General features: G+C 46.4%; 18 protein-coding genes. 14 read left to right on the top strand and 4 right to left on the bottom strand.

Features of this window, described 5'->3' with window-relative positions; translation table 11 throughout:
- The first annotated feature begins 45 nt into the window (after window positions 1–45).
- On the top strand, window positions 46–690 hold the full coding sequence (locus tag OSC7112_RS18960) for a Uma2 family endonuclease (protein ID WP_015177411.1): 645 nt from the start codon (window positions 46–48) through the stop codon (window positions 688–690).
- A 73-nt stretch (window positions 691–763) separates the two neighbouring features.
- On the opposite strand, the gene OSC7112_RS18955 is transcribed toward OSC7112_RS18960, so the two are convergent.
- Entirely contained in the window at window positions 764–961 is a 198-nt protein-coding gene (locus OSC7112_RS18955; RefSeq protein ID WP_015177410.1) for a helix-turn-helix transcriptional regulator, read from the bottom strand.
- Between the two features lie 154 nt (window positions 962–1,115).
- On the opposite strand from OSC7112_RS18955, the gene OSC7112_RS18950 reads away from it, so the two are divergent.
- The 10 genes from OSC7112_RS18950 (at window position 1,116) to OSC7112_RS18905 (ending at window position 14,027) form a co-directional block, all read left to right on the top strand.
- Window positions 1,116–1,343, top strand: coding sequence for a hypothetical protein (locus OSC7112_RS18950; protein ID WP_015177409.1), 228 nt, complete (start codon window positions 1,116–1,118; stop codon window positions 1,341–1,343).
- 373 nt (window positions 1,344–1,716) lie between these two features.
- The gene (locus OSC7112_RS42580; protein WP_015177408.1) at window positions 1,717–4,617 is read left to right on the top strand and encodes an ATP-binding cassette domain-containing protein; all 2,901 of its coding nucleotides are present in this window, start codon (window positions 1,717–1,719) and stop codon (window positions 4,615–4,617) included.
- 40 nt (window positions 4,618–4,657) lie between these two features.
- On the top strand, window positions 4,658–5,458 hold the full coding sequence (locus tag OSC7112_RS18940; RefSeq protein ID WP_015177407.1) for an ABC transporter permease: 801 nt from the start codon (window positions 4,658–4,660) through the stop codon (window positions 5,456–5,458).
- A gap of 116 nt (window positions 5,459–5,574) precedes the next feature.
- Window positions 5,575–6,477, top strand: a complete 903-nt coding sequence (locus OSC7112_RS18935; RefSeq protein ID WP_015177406.1) for an Rpn family recombination-promoting nuclease/putative transposase — start codon at window positions 5,575–5,577, stop codon at window positions 6,475–6,477.
- A gap of 44 nt (window positions 6,478–6,521) precedes the next feature.
- The gene (locus tag OSC7112_RS18930) at window positions 6,522–8,531 is read left to right on the top strand and encodes a GldG family protein (RefSeq protein WP_015177405.1); all 2,010 of its coding nucleotides are present in this window, start codon (window positions 6,522–6,524) and stop codon (window positions 8,529–8,531) included.
- A 133-nt stretch (window positions 8,532–8,664) separates the two neighbouring features.
- Window positions 8,665–9,303: a DUF4340 domain-containing protein gene (locus OSC7112_RS18925; protein ID WP_015177404.1), complete on the top strand. Its 639-nt coding sequence runs from the start codon at window positions 8,665–8,667 to the stop codon at window positions 9,301–9,303.
- A gap of 257 nt (window positions 9,304–9,560) precedes the next feature.
- A complete protein-coding gene (locus OSC7112_RS18920; RefSeq protein WP_015177403.1) occupies window positions 9,561–10,691 on the top strand; it encodes an ABC transporter ATP-binding protein in 1,131 nt (376 codons plus the stop codon).
- Window positions 10,692–10,863: 172 nt separating this feature from the next.
- The gene (locus OSC7112_RS18915; RefSeq protein ID WP_015177402.1) at window positions 10,864–11,994 is read left to right on the top strand and encodes an ABC transporter substrate-binding protein; all 1,131 of its coding nucleotides are present in this window, start codon (window positions 10,864–10,866) and stop codon (window positions 11,992–11,994) included.
- A gap of 142 nt (window positions 11,995–12,136) precedes the next feature.
- Entirely contained in the window at window positions 12,137–13,048 is a 912-nt protein-coding gene (locus OSC7112_RS18910) for an ABC transporter permease (protein WP_015177401.1), read from the top strand.
- Window positions 13,049–13,181: 133 nt separating this feature from the next.
- Window positions 13,182–14,027, top strand: a complete 846-nt coding sequence (locus tag OSC7112_RS18905) for an ABC transporter permease (protein WP_015177400.1) — start codon at window positions 13,182–13,184, stop codon at window positions 14,025–14,027.
- A gap of 110 nt (window positions 14,028–14,137) precedes the next feature.
- Here OSC7112_RS18905 and OSC7112_RS18900 read toward each other — a convergent pair whose 3' ends face one another.
- The gene (locus OSC7112_RS18900; RefSeq protein WP_015177399.1) at window positions 14,138–14,953 is read right to left on the bottom strand and encodes an acyl-CoA desaturase; all 816 of its coding nucleotides are present in this window, start codon (window positions 14,951–14,953) and stop codon (window positions 14,138–14,140) included.
- A gap of 360 nt (window positions 14,954–15,313) precedes the next feature.
- Complete coding sequence (locus OSC7112_RS18895) at window positions 15,314–16,126, bottom strand: acyl-CoA desaturase (RefSeq protein ID WP_015177398.1); 813 nt, start codon at window positions 16,124–16,126, stop codon at window positions 15,314–15,316.
- Between the two features lie 80 nt (window positions 16,127–16,206).
- Between OSC7112_RS18895 and OSC7112_RS18890 the strand changes: the two genes are divergently transcribed.
- Window positions 16,207–17,439 carry a methionine gamma-lyase family protein gene (locus tag OSC7112_RS18890; RefSeq protein ID WP_015177397.1) on the top strand — a complete coding sequence of 411 codons (1,233 nt, stop codon included), beginning with the start codon at window positions 16,207–16,209 and terminating at the stop codon, window positions 17,437–17,439.
- 210 nt (window positions 17,440–17,649) lie between these two features.
- Here the strand turns inward: OSC7112_RS18890 and OSC7112_RS18885 are convergent, their stop codons facing one another.
- Complete coding sequence (locus OSC7112_RS18885) at window positions 17,650–18,282, bottom strand: Vat family streptogramin A O-acetyltransferase (protein WP_015177396.1); 633 nt, start codon at window positions 18,280–18,282, stop codon at window positions 17,650–17,652.
- Window positions 18,283–18,612: 330 nt separating this feature from the next.
- Between OSC7112_RS18885 and OSC7112_RS18880 the strand changes: the two genes are divergently transcribed.
- Window positions 18,613–19,074, top strand: a complete 462-nt coding sequence (locus OSC7112_RS18880; RefSeq protein ID WP_015177395.1) for a GNAT family N-acetyltransferase — start codon at window positions 18,613–18,615, stop codon at window positions 19,072–19,074.
- Window positions 19,075–19,124: 50 nt separating this feature from the next.
- Window positions 19,125–19,496, top strand: coding sequence for a DUF2237 family protein (locus OSC7112_RS18875; protein WP_015177394.1), 372 nt, complete (start codon window positions 19,125–19,127; stop codon window positions 19,494–19,496).
- Window positions 19,497–19,610: the final 114 nt, after the last annotated feature.

Here is a 19,610-nt window from a genome sequence, read left to right as displayed (position 1 = left end):
TTTGATTGAGTGGTGTTATACGATCGAGATATTTGGGATAAAAAAATGAGTGGACTAAAGACTAAATTGCCAACTGATATCTGGGTAGCAGCAACCTGGGAAGAGTTCATCGCAATGGCAGATGACCCAGCTTACAGTAAAGCCAAATGCTATTACCGCAACGGACAAATGAGAATTGAAACTATGTCGGTAGGGCCAGATCGTGCACAGGATAATGCGATCATTAGCTTTGCTGTTAACTTATTCTGCACCATAAAAGGTACTTCTATGAAAGGACTTACTAACTGTAGTTACCGGACAACAAAAGTCAGAGAGTGTCAGCCAGACCTATCTTACTACATTGGAGAAAGAGCGCAATTAGCACCTAAAGGAACTTCGATCGCAAGTCTTGACGTTACTCCACCGCCAGATTTAGTCATAGAAGTTGCTGACTCTACTTTGGCTGATGATATCGGTGAAAAACGGTTGCTTTACGAAGAATTAAAAGTCGCTGAATATTGGGTAGTAGACGTGCAGAAATCTCAAATTATTGCCTTTGCTATTATTGCTGATAATGGCAGTCGGCGGATTGTGCGATCGGAAGTTTTGCCGGGATTAACTATTGCTTTGTTGGAAGACGCTTGGCGGCGGAGTCGCACTGAAGATCGAGCACAGGTAGGGGCTTGGTTGTTGGCTCAATTTCAGCAGTAATCCAAATAGAAAGCGATCGCCCTCTCTGCAAAAAAGCGCGATTGTCCAACCTACTAGATCTTAACTCCCGAAGCTACACGACTAAATCTTCGATCGTGAATTTCAATAAGTCGCACAGGGCTTTCATCTGTGCTGGGTAAAGCTTGGGGACGTGTCTGTCGGTTTCCCAGTTGATGACTGTCGATTCCACCACATTACACGCTCTTGCCACTTGTATTCGAGTCAAACCTAGACTTTCACGTCTTTCTCTTAGCTTTTGCCCCAGCGTCATTATCTGTCCCGTACTTAGTTCAGTTGATTATATTTATTCAGTTGACTATATGTAGTTCGTGTCTTACTCTATAGACAGACACAAAGTCTAACAAAGGTCAAAAGCCAGTCCGCGCCCTAGACAAGCATTGAACTGGCTTTGGCTCCAAAACTCAATGGAGACAAATTTAATTATGCCCTACAAACAGCGCCTTAACAGGTGGTTGGTTGTTCGCCTGCTTCCGAATATGCAGCGAATCACTGTTGCCCATTTTTTCAAACATTCCGATGCTGACGGCTATCTGCGGATTATCCGTCAGTTAATCCCCAAGGCTGAATTTGTGATTGTTTTTAATGCCGAGCTCAATCTCGAAACAGCCCCTAGTAGTAGCGAAGGCAGCTAAGCTGTCGATCTAAATTGTATTTTTGGGCGGGATGCCCACCCCACAAGAAAATACACTTTTTGTGGAACAGGCATCCTGCCTGTTTTTCAGAATGGTGCAAGATGTGAAAATTATCAAACTCGCAAAAACAGACGCCCTCCCATCGTCCCGCACTCTACTACTAGCGGCCCGCTTCTAAGTCCGATCGACACTTATGATAGATTTGGTTATTGCCAGACTACACTGGAAGACAAAATCAAATTAAAAATTTCGCCATAAATTCGATCGACAGCCCGATCGGGCGGGACTCTCAACTTCGTGGAACAGGCGTCCCGCCTGTGGTTGGCAAAGTAAATCTAAAATCTAAAACCTAAAATCGCGTGACTTCTGAAAAATGATTGAAGTAGAACACTTAAGCAAAACTTACGGTTCGACCGCAGCGATCGCGGACGTGTCTTTTTCGGTCGAATCAGGAGAAATTCTGGGGTTTTTGGGACCAAACGGCGCGGGCAAAACCACAACGATGCGGATTTTGTCGGGATATTTGCCGGCATCCAGCGGTACGGCCCGCATCGCCGGCCTCGACGTTCACGAAAACTCGATGGCAGTCAGACAGCGCATCGGCTATCTGCCGGAAAACCCGCCGCTTTATCCAGAAATGACTGTGGAAGGGTTTCTGTTTTTTGTGGCCAGGATCAAGCAAGTACCAGCAGGCGATCGCGCGCGACGAGTTACCTCCGCGATCGAACGCTGCGGCCTGGTTGATAAACGCAAAGTTTTAATCCGCAAGCTTTCTAAAGGATTTCGGCAGCGCGTCGGTATCGCCCAGGCGATCGTCCACGACCCCCCGGTCATTATCTTAGACGAACCAACCGTCGGTCTCGACCCCCGACAAATCATCGAAGTCCGCAATTTAATCAAAAGCCTTGGCGGCCAGCACACAATCATCCTTTCCACGCACATTCTGCCGGAAGTCAGCATGACTTGCAACCGCGTCACCATCATCAATCGCGGAAAAATCGCCGCTGCTGGTACTCCCGAAAATTTGATGGGAGAGTTGGCCGCCGGAGAGGGCTACGAACTCGAAGTTGAAGGCGAGGGGGATTTGGTAAACAGTCTGCTTTTGCCTTCTTTGGAAAATGTGCCGGGAGTTCGATCGGTCGAATTGATTCCCAGCCAGCAATTTTTAGTGAGTCGCTACCGGCTGCGGGCTTTGTGCGAACCGGACATAGAACCGGGACGAGAAATTGCCGCAGCTATTATCACCTCTGGATTCGGACTTTGCGAAATGCGTCGCAATCGGGCTAGTTTGGAAGATGTGTTTTTAAGGCTGACAGCGGCTGAAAAGAAACCGGAAGAAAATCTGGTTCACAGCGAACCGGAGGTAGATCGAAATCTGCAAGCAGCGGCAGAAACTCAAGACTCGATCGCGGATTCTCATCAATCCGAATCGCAACCGATTGTCGAAAATCTGCAAGTTTCAGATAGGCAAGAGTCTCTCTATGATTCTCATTCAGCATCAGAACCAGTTGCAGAAACCGTAGAGTTGAGAGAACCTCCTCAACCAGCATCAGAACCAGTTACAGAAACCGTAGAGTTGAGAGAACCTCCTCAACCAGCATCAGAACCAGTTACAGAAACCGTAGAGTTGAGAGAACCTCCTCAACCAGCATCAGAACCAGTTACAGAAACCGTAGAGTTGAGAGAACCTCCTCAACCAGCATCAGAACCAGTTACAGAAACCGTAGAGTTGAGAGAACCTCCTCAACCAGCATCAGAACCAGTTCCAGAAACCGTAGAGTTGAGAGAACCTCCTCAACCAGCATCAGAACCAGTTGCAGAAACCGTAGAGTTGAGAGAACCTCCTCAACCAGCATCAGAACCAGTTCCAGAAACCGTACAGCCGATAAAAGGGAAGCATCTCAGTTTGGGTGTCACAGGAACCAGATCATCTTACTCGCTACAGATATCTGAACAAGCAAGCAGGATGCTCACTTTTGTAAAAAATGTTTTTTACAAAAGTGAGATACTCCCGATCGAACCTTCTCCACCAGAATCCGAACCAGTTGTCGAAACCGTAGAGTCGATCGAGCATCCTCAACCACAACCGATAGTCGAAAATCTGCAAGTTGCAGAAACCGTAGAGTCGATCGAACTTTCTCAACCAGAACCGGTTGTCGAAACTCTGCCCGTTGTTGAAACCGTCGAGTCGATCGAACATTCTCAACCCGAACCGGTTGTCGAAACTCTGCCCGTTGTAAAAACCGTCGAGTCGATCGAACATCCTCAACCAGAACCGGTTGTCGAAAATCTACTTATTGTCGAAACAGTAGAGTCGAACGAGCATCCTCAACCAGAACCGATTGTCGAAAATCTGCAAGTTGTAGAAACCGTAGAGTCGATCGAACCTTCTCAACCAGAACCGGTTGTCGAAAATCTACTTATTGTCGAAACACCAGAGTCGATCGAACATCCTGAACCAGAACCCCAACCAGTTGCAGAAACACCAGAGGAAATAAGCGATTTAGAACCAGAAATGCAACCAGTGGCAGATTTTCTGGAACTTGTAGAAAAACAAGAGTCGATCGAGCATCCTCAACCAGAACCGATTGTTGAAAATTTCCTCATTCCAGAAACAGTAGAGTCGGGCCAACGTTCTCAGCCAGAACCTGTTGTCGAAAATCTGCTCATTGTAGAAACCGTCGAGTCGATCGAACATCCTCAACCAGAACCGATAGTCGAAAATCTGCTGATTGTAGAAACAGTAGAGTCGATCGAACATTCTCAACCAGAACCGGTTGTCGAAACTCTGCCCGTTGTTGAAACAGTGGAGTCGATCGAACATTCTCAACCAGAACCGGTTGTCGAAACTCTGCCCGTTGTTGAAACCGTCGAGTCGCTAGAGCATCCTCAACCAGAACCCGAACCGATTTTAGATGCACCAAAGTCGCTAGAGCATCCTCAACCAGAACCCGAACCGATTTTAGATGCACCAAAGTCGATCGAACATTCTCAACCAGAACCGATTGTCGAAACTCTGCCCGTTGTTGAAACAGTAGAGTCGCTAGACCATTCTGCACCAGAACCCGAACCGATTTTAGATGCACCAAAGTCGATCGACCATTCTCAGTCAGAATCCGAACCAGTTGTAAAAAATCGGCAAGTTAAAAAAAAGCCACAACCGAGTAGCGATTCTCTACCAGAACAGCCACCTGTTACCAAAAAGCGACAAATAGAAAGAAAAAAACAGGATAGCGACGGCAGCGAAACACCACCTCCAAGCGACTCAGAATGAAGCAATTACCAAGGCCCAATTACACATTCTCAATTCCTAAATGTTAGTAATGATTAGTAATATTCTCGCAATTTACCGCAAAGAACTACAAAGCTATTTTGCCTCGCCATTAGCCTATGCCATCGCAGCAGTCTTTTGGCTAATCACCGGCTACTTTTTAATAGCCATCCTCCTCGCCCCCGACGGGTTAATTCCCCAAATCGGCCAGCGAGACCAAATGGGAATTACCGAACCTCCGATCGACGTTGCTTACGAATTCCTGCAACTCTTCCTGCGAATCATGGGTTCCCTTTCCTTATTCGTACTACCCGCACTCTCAATGGGACTTTACGCAGAAGAACGCAAACGTGGAACCTTAGAACTATTAGCCACATCGCCCTTAACAAACTGGGCAGTTGCTACCGGCAAACTCCTCGGCGTTTTAACATTTTATACCACAATGTTGCTGCCCCTGCTGTTCTGCGAGGCGATCGTCCTCAGTTCCTCAAGCCCACCCGTACCCCCCGGAGTTCTTCTGCTAGGACACGGCGGCTTAATCTTACTAGCTGCAGGAGTATTGTCCCTCGGAATGTTTATTTCCTCCCTCACCGACAGCACAATTTTATCCGCCATCCTCACCTTCGCTCTAGTATTATTTCTCTGGGTGATCGATGCAGCCGCCGTCGGTATCGGTGGCCCCTTCGGAACAGCATTAGGACATTTGTCGCTCCTAACAAATTACACCAATCTTGTCAAGGGAGTTTTCGATACCAGCAGTTTAATTATGTTTGCCAGTTACATCATTTTAGGAGTATTTCTGACCGCCCAATCCATCGATGCTTTGCGATATCAGCGTTCTTAAAAAAAATTAGGGAAGGCAGAGACAGAGCAGGTTATTTTTGCCGAAGTAAAGACAAGTAAAGAGCAAAGGAAAGGTTGTTTTTTCCCTGTGAATCATTCTCCAAAACACCTCAAACAATGAGTTTTATCAATCCCAAAATCGACTTTGCGTTCAAAAAAATATTCGGTTCCAGCGACAGCAAAGACATCCTGATTAATTTTTTAAACGCCATCCTTTATGAAGCACAGCCGGTGATCGAAGACTTAGAAATAATCGACTCCCAACCAGAACCTCAAACTCTCCCAACCCAAGACACACACCTAGATGTCAAAGCCACAATTAACGGCGGCAGAATCGCCCTCGTTGAAATTCAACTGATCAACGTGCCTTCCTTCGGGAACAGAGTTTTGTACAACGCTGCCAAAAGCTACAGCCAGCAATTAACAGGAAAAGAACGCTACGAAAGACTAAAAACAGTAATTTCCTTAAAAATTGCTGATTTTGAAATGTTTGAAAATCAGCCGGAATTTATGTCGCGGTTTGTTTTCCAAGAAAAAGAGCAACAGTTTGAGTGTCCAGATACTGAAATAGAATTAGTATTTATCGAACTCCCAAAATTTAGCAAGGAATTAGCCCAATTAGAAACGGTGGCGGACAAATGGATTTACTTTCTCGAAAATACCAGCAATCTGGAGACAGTACCAGAAACACTCAGTACAGTTCCCGAACTTCAGAAAGCTTTGAACATTGCCAACGAGGAGAACTTCACTCAGGAAGAATTAAATGAATTGCAGAAGCAAGAACTGTGGATTCAAGACCAGCAGATTGCCATAGATGTAGCAAGAGAACAGGTGACAAAAACTGCTCAACTCTCATTAATATTGCGTCAGCTAGTGCGGCGTTTAGGCACAATACAACCAGAAACCGAAAACTGCATCCGTCAATTAGGTATACAGGAATTAGAAGAACTTGGAGATGCCGTGCTCGATTTCAACAAGCCGTCAGATTTAACAGCATGGTTGCAGGCTAAAGCGATATAGAATAACATCCTAGACTCGGAAAATTTTCCCTCAAGATTTACCTTATGAAAATTAGAAAAAAAAATTGGAAATACGTTTTTTTGCTGGGCCCCCTCCTCATCGCAGCGGGGGTAACAGCAGCATTTGTATCTGGAGTATGGGACCCCCTGACAGTCGGTTTAGTTATTGCCGGAGCAGTGACGATCGCACTTTGGCTGCTATATTTGAGTTACGAACAAAGCTTTTGGGGGCGGCGTTCCACTCAAGCCAGCACCAACGCCCTGATTGCGACCCTCGCCGTCTTTGTGATTCTCGGAGTAATTAACTTCATAGCCGTTCGCTATCCCGTCCGCATCGACTTAACCGAAAGCCAACAATTTACCCTCGCCCCCCAGACTCAACAAATACTGCGAAACCTGCAACAAACAGTCAAAGTTTGGGTATTTGACCCCATCCAAAACCCCCAAATTAAAGAATTGCTGCAAAGCTACAAACGCGAGGGAGGCGAAAAATTCCAATTCGAGTTTGTTGACCCGCAGACCCAACCGGGAAAAGCGCGGGAATTTAGCATTACCAGCATCGGAGAAGTTTACCTGCAATCCGGCGACAAAAAACAGGTACTGCAAAAAGGCGGCACTGCTTTTGGTAGCGACCCGAATCAAGGTCTTTCAGAGATAAAACTTACCAATGGCTTAGAAGAAATCCTGAGCACTCGCGTTGCTACAGTTTACTTTTTGCAAGGTCAAGGAGCCCGCCCGCTAAAGGAAGGTCAAGGCGGAATTCAGCAAGCTGAAAAAGCTTTGAAAGATAAATACTACAACGCCCAAACACTCAATTTGACCGAACGCAAAGAAGTGCCAGAAGATGCAGATGCTTTAATTATTCCTGGGTTGGAAAAACCGTTTTCCGATACAGAAATTAAAGCACTAAAAGCTTATCTCGATCGCGGCGGCAGTTTATTTTTAATGGTAGACCCGGCAACTAATACGGGATTGGACAAATTTCTGCAAGAATGGGGCGTAAAACTAGACGCCCGTTTGGCCATCGATGCTTCGGGAACTGGTCAAAGATTTGGGCTGGGCCCTACGGTTCCCACAGTCAGGCGCTACGGCGAACATCCGATTACTCAAAGTTTTGGCAACGGTATTTCATTTTATCCGTTTGCGCGTGCTTTGGAAACCTCGCCAGTAGAAGGGATAGAGGAAAAACCGCTGATTTGGACGAGTCAGGAAAGTTGGGCGGAAAGCGATTTGACGACTAAGAAATTGGAGTTCGATCAGAAGACCGATAAACAAGGCCCGCTATTATTAGGTGTAGCTTTAGTTCGTCGATCGTCCACTGACAGCACTCCCTTAAAGTCCTCACCTTCACCAACGCCAACTTCGCCCTCGCCTTCACCCCAAGCATCACCGACAGATTCACCATCACCGACAACATCGCCATCGCCGACAACATCACCATCGCCGACAACTTCACCATCACCGACAACTTCACCGACAACATCGCCATCGCCGACAACATCACCATCGCCGACAACATCACCATCACCGACAACTTCACCGACAACATCGCCATCACCGACAACATCACCATCGCCGACAACATCACCATCACCGACAACATCGCCATCACCGACAACATCGCCATCACCGACAACATCACCAACAGCTTCCCCAATCAGCTATTCGGTGATTGTCTCGCAAGAAGCAACGCCTCCAGCATTACCGACGGCTTCGCCAACACCGACAGCATCTCCCACAGCATCTCCCAGTCCAACGGCAACTCCTTCTGCGCCTTCAACTCCTAGAAAAACATCCCGAATGGTAGTAATTGGCACATCTCAATTTATGACTAACGGTTGGTTTGACCAACAACTCAATAGCGACGTGTTTCTCAATTCAGTCAGTTGGTTGAGTAAACCAGACCAGCAAAGCTTTTCTATCAGTCCGAAAAAAGCTACCAACCGCCGCATTAACATGACGGCCATCCAAGTAGGATTGCTGGTTTTAGCTTGGCTAATTTGGCCTTTACTCGGACTGGGAATTGGCGGCGCTATCTGGTGGAAGAGAAGATAAGTTAGTTGACTGTTGACTGTTGTCAGTTGACAGTTGACTGTTGACAGTTGACTGTTGACTGTTGTCAGTTGTTATTAATAACAGACTCCCCAATGGCCAATGCCCAATTCCCTATGCCCAATTCTCAGTTACTATGAAATTGCAGAAAAATACATTAGTATTGATAGCCGTCGCGCTAAGCATGACTGGGTTGGTTGCTTTGTTCGAGATGGAAGTGTCTCCGAAACAGGAAGCCGCTAAGGAAGAAAAACAGAAAATTTTTGCTTTTAAGTCCGATCGCGTACAATTCTTTACAGTCAAAACTCCCGAAAAAATATTGACTTTTGAGCGAGTTTATGCTAGAAAAGGAGGCAAGTCCAGTTGGGAAATGAAATTGCCAGTGCAAGCACACGCAAGTCAGGCATCGGTGGATTTTTTGCTAGACAGGCTGGCAACAGGAAAGAGCGATCGCACGATTAATATTACTGCTGCTCAACTGCCCGAATTCGGTCTCGACCAACCCCAAGCTACAGTCACAGTAAAACTGGACAACCAGGAAACTCACCGCCTAGTATTAGGCAAAACAGACTTTAGCGGCCGCTTCTTGTACGCTCAAGCCAATCCGCCGGAAGCGCCCCCTCAAAGTTCCGCCCAAAATTTGCCCGTGCTGCTAGTGCCTTTTGACTTTAAAAATGCCGTCCAGCGACCTTTGTCAGAGTGGAAAAAAGCAGAAGAACCCAAAACAGAGAAACCGCAAAAACCCTCTCCGACGCCAAGTCCTGAGAATAAATAGATGACCGGTCGAACAGAGATGTTGCACCATTCTCAATCAGGCTTTTATGAACAGGCTGTCGGGCCCCTGAAGCGAGAAAATTCACTCTTCGCTTCAGGGGCCCGAAAGCCTGTTGCTGACAATGGCGCACTCTGGGATAGAATTTAAAGAACAAATCCCAAAACCTGTTACATCCAACATTCCTCACCTAAAATACAGAAAAGTCTAAACTTAAACTGTATTTAAGTGGCGTGCATTACCCCCAGGAAAGGGCGAATATGTTTCAGACAGCACTCAACCAAGGTACGACAGCAACGGATACAGCGCTTGACGTTGAACTCCGCAAGGTCTTTAAGGTATTTAACGGCGAAACCGCAGTCCGCGGAGTAGACCTCAACATCCGCCAAGGAGAATTTTTTAGCATCCTCGGGCCTAGCGGCTGCGGCAAGACTACGACGCTGCGCTTAATCGCTGGGTTCGAGACTCCCTCGGCGGGCGAATTGATGATTCGGGGCCAGTCGATGACCAACACTCCAGCTTACCGCCGTCCGGTAAATACTGTGTTTCAAAGCTATGCTTTGTTCGGACACATGAATGTCTGGGACAATATCGCTTTTGGATTGCGGATAAAAAAGCTGGGGAAAGCGGAAATTGAAGAACGGGTACGGGAAGTTTTGCAATTGGTGAAAATGGAATCTTTCGCCAACAGGTTTCCCGGTCAAATGTCGGGCGGCCAGCAGCAGCGAGTGGCTTTGGCGAGAGCTCTGGTAAATCGACCGGCGGTTCTGCTGTTGGATGAGCCCCTGGGTGCTCTGGATTTGAAGTTGCGGAAGCAGATGCAGTTGGAACTGTCGAATTTGCATCAAGAATTGGGTTTGACTTTTGTGATGGTGACTCACGACCAAGAAGAGGCGATGAGTCTGTCTGACAGGATTGCGGTGATGCACGAGGGCAGGATTGAGCAAATTGGCTCTCCTGAAGAAATTTATGAGTGCCCGCAGACGGCTTTTGTGGCGGATTTTATTGGGGATACGAATTTGTTTGCGGGTACGGTAGAATCGATCGACCGATCGACTATCACAGTTCGCACATCAGCCAATCTGAAAATAGTCGTTCAGCAGTCGGATATGTGGAGTGGTGTCACAGGCGACTCTGTGGTGGTCAGCGTTCGGCCGGAAAAAGTATATTTGAATCTCTACCAGCCGGAAGTGTCGGTCAACTGTTTTGAAGGGCGGCTCAAAAATACTATGTACATGGGCACGCACGTTCATTACGTCGTTGAGTTGGCGTCGGGCGATAAAATTACTGTACGCCAGCCAAATACTGGCGGTTCTTTCCCCGATCCGCACACGCCGATTTACGCTTATTGGGGAACTACTGATTGTCTCGCTTTGACCGATCGGAATTAGTCAGTTCGCAGTTGGTAGTTGGTATCAGTCATTAGTCATTAGTCATTGGTTATTTGTTGGTCGTTGGTTCTCCTAACAAATAACATAGGACAATTCCCAATTACCAATTCCCCAATCTTCAATCTCCAAATCTAAAATCTAAAATCTAAAATCTAAAATCTAAAATCGAACTGTGCCTCCGACTAACTTACCAATTTCCAGGATTTTTCCGGCTAATTCTACACGCCGTCAGTTCCTAAAAAATTCGGCGGCGACAATTTCCGGGTTAGCTGTTTCGAGTTGCGGCTGGCGGCTTGCAGACGTACAATCTGCTCCTCCCGTCAAAGGTGATGCCGACCAACTTTTCATCTATACTTGGGCAGGCTATACCGATAACGCTTTGCTCGATCGCTTTGCCGAAAAAACCGGCATTCGCGTGGTTGCAGATGTATTTGACTCCAATGAGGCGATGCTGGCTAGAGTTCAAGCTGGCGGTGGCCGGGCCTACAGCATCATTTACCCGTCTGACTACATGGTGATTCAGATGACGGAACTGGGGCTGTTGAGCCCATTAGACCACTCGATTTTGGGCGGACTCGATCGGCTCAAAAAACAGTTTCAAAACCCTGTTTATGACCCAGGAAACCGCTACAGCGTGCCTGTGAGTTGGGGAACCACAGGCTTAATTTACAACAGCGAACAACTCAAAGAAGAGCCAGAAGATTGGGACTATTTGTGGCAGCATAAACAGGAGTTAGCAAAGCGAATGACGCTGGCAAATGATGTTCGAGAAGTGATGGGTGCTGCGCTGCGGATGTTGGGCTATTCTCTCAATTCTACGAACCAAGAGCAAGTGAAACAAGCTTACGAAAAGTTGGTTGAACTCAAACCGGCGATCGCATCTTTTACCACTGATGCTTGGCGGCCGCAAATGCTGACGGGGGATTTGAAGGTAGCTATGTGTTATTCTTCTGATGCTAATGAGGTAATTCCAGATAATGACAAATTGCGCTATGTTGTGCCAAAAAGCGGTTCTTCTCTGTGGACTGACACTTTAGTAATTCCTAAAGGTGCTCCCAATCCAGAAGCAGCTTATAAGTGGATTAACTTTATGCTGCAAGCCGATGTCGCTGCTTCTTTAGTAGAACGGCTCAGTTTCTCAACTCCTTCGGAAGATGCTTTTAGTTTGCTGACGCCGGAAGTCCGCGAAAATGAAATTCTTTTCCCTTCTGAGGCTACTTTGAAAAATTGCGAAGGTGTTGCTCCGGTCGGAAAATTTATAGACGTGTACGATCGCTATTGGACTAAATTAACCAGCGGCTAATCTTATTTATTGCCAGAAATTTCATGTACATTTCGATTTACCGTGGGGTGGGGGCGGGTTTATGAGATTGTTTATTTTAGGCGATGATTGTAGGTGAAACCCGCCCCTACAAATCACAACTCAAAACTCAAAACAATTATTTATGGCTGTTTCAACTAGAACTCCCCCTCCTATTCCTCCCAATTCTCCATTGAAGGCTGAAACGGTTTCCCCGTGGTCTGCTTGGGCCGGGCCACTAACATTGCTGGGCCCTTCTGGATTGTTGCTGCTTTTATTATTAGTCATACCAACCCTGGTGATTTTTCAGCTTAGTTTGGTGCCGAATATTAAGCCAGGAGATTTGGTGAATCCTTCGGGAATCGGCAATTACCTGCGAGTGTTTGAGCCGCTGAATTTGCAGGTGATGGGTCGATCGCTCTTTTTCGCAACGGGGACTACTATTCTGTGTTTGCTGCTGGGATTTCCCGTGGCTTACTGGATCGCCCTCAATGTCTCGAAAAAGTGGCGGAATTTAACTTTGTTAGGCTTTGTGTTGCCGCTGTGGACTTCTTCTCTGTTGCGATCGTATGCTTGGATTACAATTCTGCGTCCTACGGGGGTTCTCAACTCGCTGCTGGCACTTGTAGGCATTCCTCCTCTGGAATTGCTCAATCAAAGTTCCGCAGTTTTAATCGGCATGGCTTACAGTTATTTGCCTTATATCGTGACCATTCTCTACGCTTCTTTGGAAAAGTTAGACCGCAGGTTGCTAGAAGCATCTCAGGATTTGGGCGCCAATCCAGTGGAAACTTTCTGGAAAGTGACAGTACCTCAGACGATGCCGGGAATTGCTGCGGGTTCTTTGCTAGTATTTATTAGCTGTTTGGGCGATTTTGTCGATCCGGAGTTGCTCGGTGGAGCTTCGAGCATGACGGCGGCTCGTTTGATTTACAATCAGTTTTTGGGGGCGACTCAAAATTGGGGGCTGGGTTCGGCTCTGAGTATGGTATTAATCTTTGCAGTGAGTATCGGAATTGCCCTTTTGCTCAAATATGGCGATCGTAATGCAATTTAAAGAAGTCATTAGTCAGTAGTTATTAGTCATTAGTTATTAGTTACTGGTTATTGGTAGCTAATCACAAATAACAACTGACAACCACCGATTACCAATTACTAATTACTAATTACCGATTACCAATTACCGAGAAATGGAAAATACCGCCGAAAATCCACAGGAGGAAATACAAGCCGATATGTACTTAAAACCTAAATTTAAGGTTTCTTGGCAGATAATATTTGCCGTTTTGATGTTTTTTTATATGTACCTGCCTATCCTGGTACTCACATTTTACAGCTTTAACAAATCGCGTTTTAGCGCAGGTTGGGAAGGATTTACTTTAGATTGGTACGTTAAATTATTTAGCGATACGCGGATTTTAGTTGCCCTGAGAAACAGTTTAACAGTGGCTGTTTGTGCAGTTGCAATCTCGGCTGTACTAGGCACTTTGATGGCAGTTGGTTTAGCCCGCTACCGCTTTCCTGGCAAGAGTTTATATCAGGGAATCTCCTACTTGCCGATTATTATTCCAGATATTGCTACCGCAGTTGCTACTCTGGTATTTTTAGCGGCGCTGGCTATTCCTCTGAGTTTGTGGACAATTGTCGCCGCTCACATTGTGTTTTGTCTGGCTTACATCGCCCTAGCTGTTTCTACTAGATTGGCAGATTTAAACCCGTATTTAGAAGAGGCTGCCTTGGATTTGGGTGCAACGCCTGTTGAGGCTTTTATTCAGGTTTTGCTCCCTCAATTAATACCCGGAATTGTTTCGGGTTGTCTGCTGTCTTTTGTCCTCAGCATGGACGATTTTTTGATTGCCAGTTTTACCGCAGGTAGCGGGACTACAACTCTGCCGATGGAAATTTTTAGCCGGATTCGGACTGGGGTAAAACCGGATATTAATGCTTTGAGCGTGCTGTTGATAGTAGCTTCGGGAGGATTGGCGTTTTTAGCGGAATATTTGCGCGGTCGAGGCGAACAAAAACGGACTCATTAGGCAGTTGGCAGTGGGCAGTTGACAGTGGGCAGTTGGTTATTGGTGAGTTGTTACCAATGCCCTGTTTGGCCAATGCCCTGTTTGGCCAATGCCCTGTTTGGCCCATGCTGCTACTTGGCTGGTAATTTCACCTTAGTAGCCAAACCTAGTGCTTCCAAAACTTGAATTGTCATCCAAGTGAAGTCAATTTCCCACCATTCCATTCCGTGACGCGCAGAGTATTGAAAAGCGTGGTGGTTGTTGTGCCAGCCTTCGCCGTAAGTCAAGACAGCCACCCACCAACAGTTAGTAGAACTATCTTCGGTTTCGTAAGTGCGGTAGCCAAATTTGTGAGTGGCGCTGTTAACAAACCAGGTGCAGTGATATACCAAAACTAAGCGTACAAAAATTACCCACACTACAAACGGCCAGCCTGCTGCTAAGTAAAGCAAGACACCAAAGACGATTTGCATCGGGAGAAAGTAGTTTTGCAAAAATTGGTAAAATGGATCGCTCGAAATGTCTTTTGTACAGCGGGAAATTTCAGCGTGAGCTGGACCTTTATATAGCATCCAGCCGATATGACTCCACCAAAAACCCTTTTGGGCATTGTGAGGGTCGAGGGCGCTTTCGTCAGAGTGGGTGTGGTGCAATCGGTGCAGCCCAACCCAATCAATTATTCCTCCTTGACAGGCAAGGGCTCCGCAAAATGCTAGAAAATATTCTACAAATTTTGGTGTCTGAAAACTGCGGTGGGTGAGCAGGCGATGCCATCCGAGAGTTATTCCCAAACCGCCGGTTATCCAGTGCATGAATACTGTTAAACCCACTGCTGTCCAGTTGAAGTTACTTGGTAGCAGGGCGAACAAAGCGCCGATATGAAGTCCTGCTAAACTAATAACGTGCTTCCAATTGTATTGGAGTTTTTCTTGCGTTGCAATTGTCATTCTTTTTTTGATTTCTGATGAGATGCCAACCGGGATTCACGCATAATAGTTTGGATTGAGCAGTGAACTTTTTTGCTGCACACTTGCCCAAACTAATAAATAATGAATGATAGATTTTGGATTAGGATTGAAAAAAAAATTACCGTTTTGTCTTGACAATAAAAACTTTTGCTGCTAAACAAAATTTTTTCTTCCCAAATCTATTATAACTGATTATTTTTTTGGTTGGGTCGATCGCACCAGAGGATGCGAGCTTACTTCAACCCAACCTGTACCCGATCGCAAAAACAGGGTTAGGCATTGGTCACCAGCCATTAGTCCAGAACTGATGAGCGACAACCAATGACTAATTGCCGATCGCTATTTTTCTGCTAATTTCACTTTGGTTGCCAAACCCAGGGATTGCAGCAATTGAATTGTCATCCAGGTGAAGTCGATTTCCCACCATTGAAGACCGTGGCGAGCCGAGTATTGAAAGGCGTGGTGGTTGTTGTGCCAGCCTTCGCCGTAGGTGAGCAGAGCCACCCACCAACAGTTGGTAGATCGATCGCCCGACTCGTAGGTGCGGTAGCCGAATTTGTGGGTAGCGCTGTTAACCAGCCAAGTGCAGTGGAACACCACCACGATCCGCATAAACACGCCCCAAACCACGAAAGACCAGCCGCCTAATAAATAAAGCAACACACCGAAGACAACTTGGATGGGGATAAAATATGCTTGGAGAAACTTGTATACTGGGTCGTCGCCGATGTCTTTAGTAAAGCGGGGGATTTCTACTCTGATCGGGAGATCCGAGAGCATCCAACCCATGTGGCTCCACCAGAAGCCTTGATTGGAATCGTGGGGATCGGTTTCGGTGTCGGAATGTATGTGGTGTAACCGGTGCATTCCTACCCAGTCGATCGGGCCACCTTCACAGGAAAGGGTACCGCAAATAACTAGAAAATACTCTAGCCATTTCGGTGTTTGAAAACTGCGGTGGGTGACGAGGCGGTGAAATCCGAGAGTAATTCCTAAACCACCTGTTACCCAATGCAGGAAGACTGCTAGCCCTACCGCAGACCAGCTAAAATTACCCGGCAGCAAAGCAAATAAAGCACCGATGTGCAGAAAGGCCATAAAGCCTATGACAGGCCAATCAGGAGAAGTTTTTTTGGAAGTTGCAATCGTCATGAATATATTGTGTTTACAAACTAGGGGCCGCATCTACGCCATAATGAACAGCGCGCACGCAAAGGGTGAGCGAGGTATAGATGAATAGCGTTTCACGGCTACAGGAAGCAGAACAGGCACTCTTTCAGATTTTTTCTGGTATTGACACTACAGTCAAGCAAAATCTTCAACGAGTCTTAAAAGCTTTTCGCAGCCACCGGGTTGGAGTCCACCATTTTGCAGGGGTTACGGGTTACGGCCACGATGATTTGGGTCGGGAGACTTTGGACAGGGTGTTTGCCGAAGTGGTAGGGGCCCAAGCCGCGGCTGTCCGGGTACAGTTTGTTTCGGGTACTCACGCGATCGCCTGTGCTCTTTTTGGCATCCTGCGTCCTGGTGACGAAATGTTGGCAGTGGCTGGTTCTCCCTACGATACTTTAGAAGAAGTGATCGGCTTGCGGGGGCAAGGTCAAGGTTCACTGATTGAGTTTGGTATTAGTTACCGTGAGTTGCCTCTAACTCGCGAAGGAAGTGTGGACTGGCAGGCATTGAGCTCTACTATTTCAGAAAAAACTCGCCTGGTTTTTATCCAGCGCTCTTGCGGCTATTCTTGGCGGTCGAGTTTGTCTATTTCTGAGATTGAAAAAATCGTCGCCATAGTCAAACATCAGAATCCTAACACAATTTGCTTTGTTGATAATTGTTACGGGGAGTTTGTTGATGATTGCGAACCTACTGCTGTAGGTGCGGATCTGATGGCTGGTTCTTTAATCAAAAATCCGGGGGGTACAATCGTCCCTGCTGGAGGCTACGTCGCCGGCAGGGCGGATCTGGTGGAGGCGGCAACTTGTCGCTTGACGGCGCCGGGAATCGGCAGCAGCGGCGGCGCAACTTTTGATTTGAATCGGTTGCTGTTTCAGGGTTTGTTTATGGCTCCCGGTTGTGTGGGGGAGGCGATGAAGGGAAATCATTTGACGGCTTATGTTTTTTATAAGTTGGGTTATCGGGTGAATCCAATTCCTTTGGCTAGAAGACGAGATGTGATTCAGGCGATCGAATTCGGTTCTGCTGATAAGTTAATTGCTTTTTGTCGGGCTGTTCAGCAAAATTCCCCCGTCGGTTCCTATTTAGATCCGGTGCCGGCTCCGATGCACGGCTATGAAAGTCAGTTAGTGATGGCGGGGGGTACTTTTATTGATGGGAGTACGTCGGAGTTTTCGGCTGACGGGCCTCTGCGTCCGCCTTACGTGGCTTTTTGTCAGGGGGGAACTCATTGGACTCATGTATCGATCGCCCTGAAGGATGCGATCGAGGCTGTGGGCCCGGCTAAGTAAGTTGTAGGGGCGGTGCGGTACGGGGGCTCCCTGGGTTTGCACGGTGATTTTTGGGGATTTTTTGACCGCAGATGCAGGCAGATTGACGCGCTATGAACGCAGATTAGAAGATCTCTCCGGGCTCGGCTGCTGGGAGTTGGCTCGCCTTCGATCGCGCCGGAACCCGTACACAGGATCGGAATTAAAATTCATATCGCTGTATTTGCGAGTTTACTCGGCATTTTTGAGTGCTTGAATATCGCCTTGCATAATTATGCTGACATGGCGCGAAATCTTGTCGATTTCCCAATCCCACCACCGAATTTCTAATAGTTGTGCAACTTCACCATCGCTAAAACGCTGTTTGATTGGATGGGCGGGGTTTCCGCCCACAACGGTGTAAGCGGGAATGTCTTTTACTACAACGGATTTGGCGGCAATGACGGCACCGTCGCCGATTTTGACTCCAGGCATAATCAGGGATTCATAGCCGAGCCAAACATCATTGCCAATGACGGTATCGCCTTTACTTGGCAGTTCCATTACTAAATTCATGGCTGTTTCCCAACCATTACCAAAAACCGGAAAAGGATAAGTTGAAATGCCGTCTAGTTTGTGATTTGCACCGTTCATAATGAATTTGACATTGGTGGCGATCGCACAAAATTTGCCAATAATTAATCGATCGTTTCCGTAGTTATAAAGTACATTTCTTTCAAAGTTTTCTGGCTCTATTGGATCGTCATAATAGGAGTAATCGCCGACGATAATGTTGGGGGATTTAATAAAGTTTTTGATGAAGCATACGCGCCTTTGGTCGGCCATCGGATAGGGTCGGTTTGGATCTGGCCCAATTTCTGTCATAAGTTTCAAGCCTTATTCGTTAAGCTGCTGGATTGATGTATAGCGGTTCTCAGATAAATGAGGTATACAGAAACCTTGTATTGTCAAGATTTCCAGGTCAAAATTCGTACCTCACCTTTTTGAGAAAGGCTATACTGTTAATTTGAGTTAGGTTTGCTTCTGCTTGATTAACATAAACTAATAAAGTTTGTCAAGGGGTAGAGAATAATTTTTTGGTCGATCGCCCTGCAAGAAATGAGACACAATGGTAAAAGCCAACATCCATCCGCGTTCCGAAGCGGTTAAAAATCCCAAATTCATATTAAAGAAGCGATCGCAGTGAGATAATTTATGAGAGTACGAACCTACGAAATCGGTGATACCCAACAAATTGTAAAACTGTTTTACGACACCATACACGAAGTAAACATCCGCGATTACACACAAGCACAAGTAGATGCTTGGGCTCCAGCCGATATGGATATCGAAAGTTGGACTAAAAGTTTAAGCAGTAAATTTACTTTCGTAGCAGAAGAGGGCGATCGAATTGCAGGTTTTGGGGAATTAGAAGCAAGCGGCCATATCGATTGCTTTTTCTGTCATCAACATTTTCAAAGGCAAGGAGTCGGCAGGCTAATTTTAAAACAAATTGAGTCAAAAGCCCAAGACTTAGGAATTAACAAGTTATTTGCCGAAGCCAGCATTACAGCTCGACCTTTTTTTGAAAGCCAAGGGTTTATTGTGATTAGAAAACAAGAAGTAGAATGCAGAGGACAAAAATTCATCAACTTTGCCATGGAAAAAAATATATAAACAACGATTTGTGTAAAATTAGATCGAAGAGTTCTAACTCAGGAGTTGCGATGGTGACGGAAGCTACAAATGTTTTGGGCGGAAAATTAGAGACTTGCTGCACGTCGCCCATGACGGGGTATTATCGAGACGGCAAATGCAATACAGGCGGTGGCGACTTTGGGGTTCACACTGTTTGCGCTCAACTGACAGAAGAGTTTTTGCAATTCACTAAATCGAAGGGAAATGATTTGAGCACTCCGGTTCCCGAATTTAACTTTCCCGGTTTGAAGTCTGGGGATTGCTGGTGCTTGTGTGCGTCTCGGTGGAAGGAAGCAATGGATGCAGGAGTTGCGCCACCTGTGGTTTTGGCTGCGACTCACGCCTTGACTTTGGAATACGTTTCTTTGGATGAATTGAAGCAGCACGCTGCTGATTTGTAGGAGGATGTTGGTGTGCGATCGCTTTTAGTCAATAAGGGCGATCGGGTTTTTCTGATGAATAGCAAATTTATCCTTCGTCACTGAAATATTTAAGTGCGATCGCGCGTCACTGTA

It is taken from the genome of Oscillatoria nigro-viridis PCC 7112 (assembly GCF_000317475.1).
Classification (GTDB): Bacteria; Cyanobacteriota; Cyanobacteriia; order Cyanobacteriales; family Microcoleaceae; genus Microcoleus; species Microcoleus nigroviridis.
Note: the sequence above shows the minus strand (reverse complement) of the source record. Positions and strands in the feature narration are given on the sequence as shown.

Coding starts and splice junctions, on each gene's coding strand:
- OSC7112_RS18960 (WP_015177411.1), top strand. CDS start 46: ATGAGTGGACTAAAGACTAAATTGCCAACTGATATCTGGGTAGCAGCA.
- OSC7112_RS18955 (WP_015177410.1), bottom strand. CDS start 961: ATGACGCTGGGGCAAAAGCTAAGAGAAAGACGTGAAAGTCTAGGTTTG.
- OSC7112_RS18950 (WP_015177409.1), top strand. CDS start 1,116: ATGGAGACAAATTTAATTATGCCCTACAAACAGCGCCTTAACAGGTGG.
- OSC7112_RS42580 (WP_015177408.1), top strand. CDS start 1,717: ATGATTGAAGTAGAACACTTAAGCAAAACTTACGGTTCGACCGCAGCG.
- OSC7112_RS18940 (WP_015177407.1), top strand. CDS start 4,658: ATGTTAGTAATGATTAGTAATATTCTCGCAATTTACCGCAAAGAACTA.
- OSC7112_RS18935 (WP_015177406.1), top strand. CDS start 5,575: ATGAGTTTTATCAATCCCAAAATCGACTTTGCGTTCAAAAAAATATTC.
- OSC7112_RS18930 (WP_015177405.1), top strand. CDS start 6,522: ATGAAAATTAGAAAAAAAAATTGGAAATACGTTTTTTTGCTGGGCCCC.
- OSC7112_RS18925 (WP_015177404.1), top strand. CDS start 8,665: ATGAAATTGCAGAAAAATACATTAGTATTGATAGCCGTCGCGCTAAGC.
- OSC7112_RS18920 (WP_015177403.1), top strand. CDS start 9,561: ATGTTTCAGACAGCACTCAACCAAGGTACGACAGCAACGGATACAGCG.
- OSC7112_RS18910 (WP_015177401.1), top strand. CDS start 12,137: ATGGCTGTTTCAACTAGAACTCCCCCTCCTATTCCTCCCAATTCTCCA.
- OSC7112_RS18905 (WP_015177400.1), top strand. CDS start 13,182: ATGGAAAATACCGCCGAAAATCCACAGGAGGAAATACAAGCCGATATG.
- OSC7112_RS18900 (WP_015177399.1), bottom strand. CDS start 14,953: ATGACAATTGCAACGCAAGAAAAACTCCAATACAATTGGAAGCACGTT.
- OSC7112_RS18895 (WP_015177398.1), bottom strand. CDS start 16,126: ATGACGATTGCAACTTCCAAAAAAACTTCTCCTGATTGGCCTGTCATA.
- OSC7112_RS18890 (WP_015177397.1), top strand. CDS start 16,207: ATGAATAGCGTTTCACGGCTACAGGAAGCAGAACAGGCACTCTTTCAG.
- OSC7112_RS18885 (WP_015177396.1), bottom strand. CDS start 18,282: ATGACAGAAATTGGGCCAGATCCAAACCGACCCTATCCGATGGCCGAC.
- OSC7112_RS18880 (WP_015177395.1), top strand. CDS start 18,613: ATGAGAGTACGAACCTACGAAATCGGTGATACCCAACAAATTGTAAAA.
- OSC7112_RS18875 (WP_015177394.1), top strand. CDS start 19,125: ATGGTGACGGAAGCTACAAATGTTTTGGGCGGAAAATTAGAGACTTGC.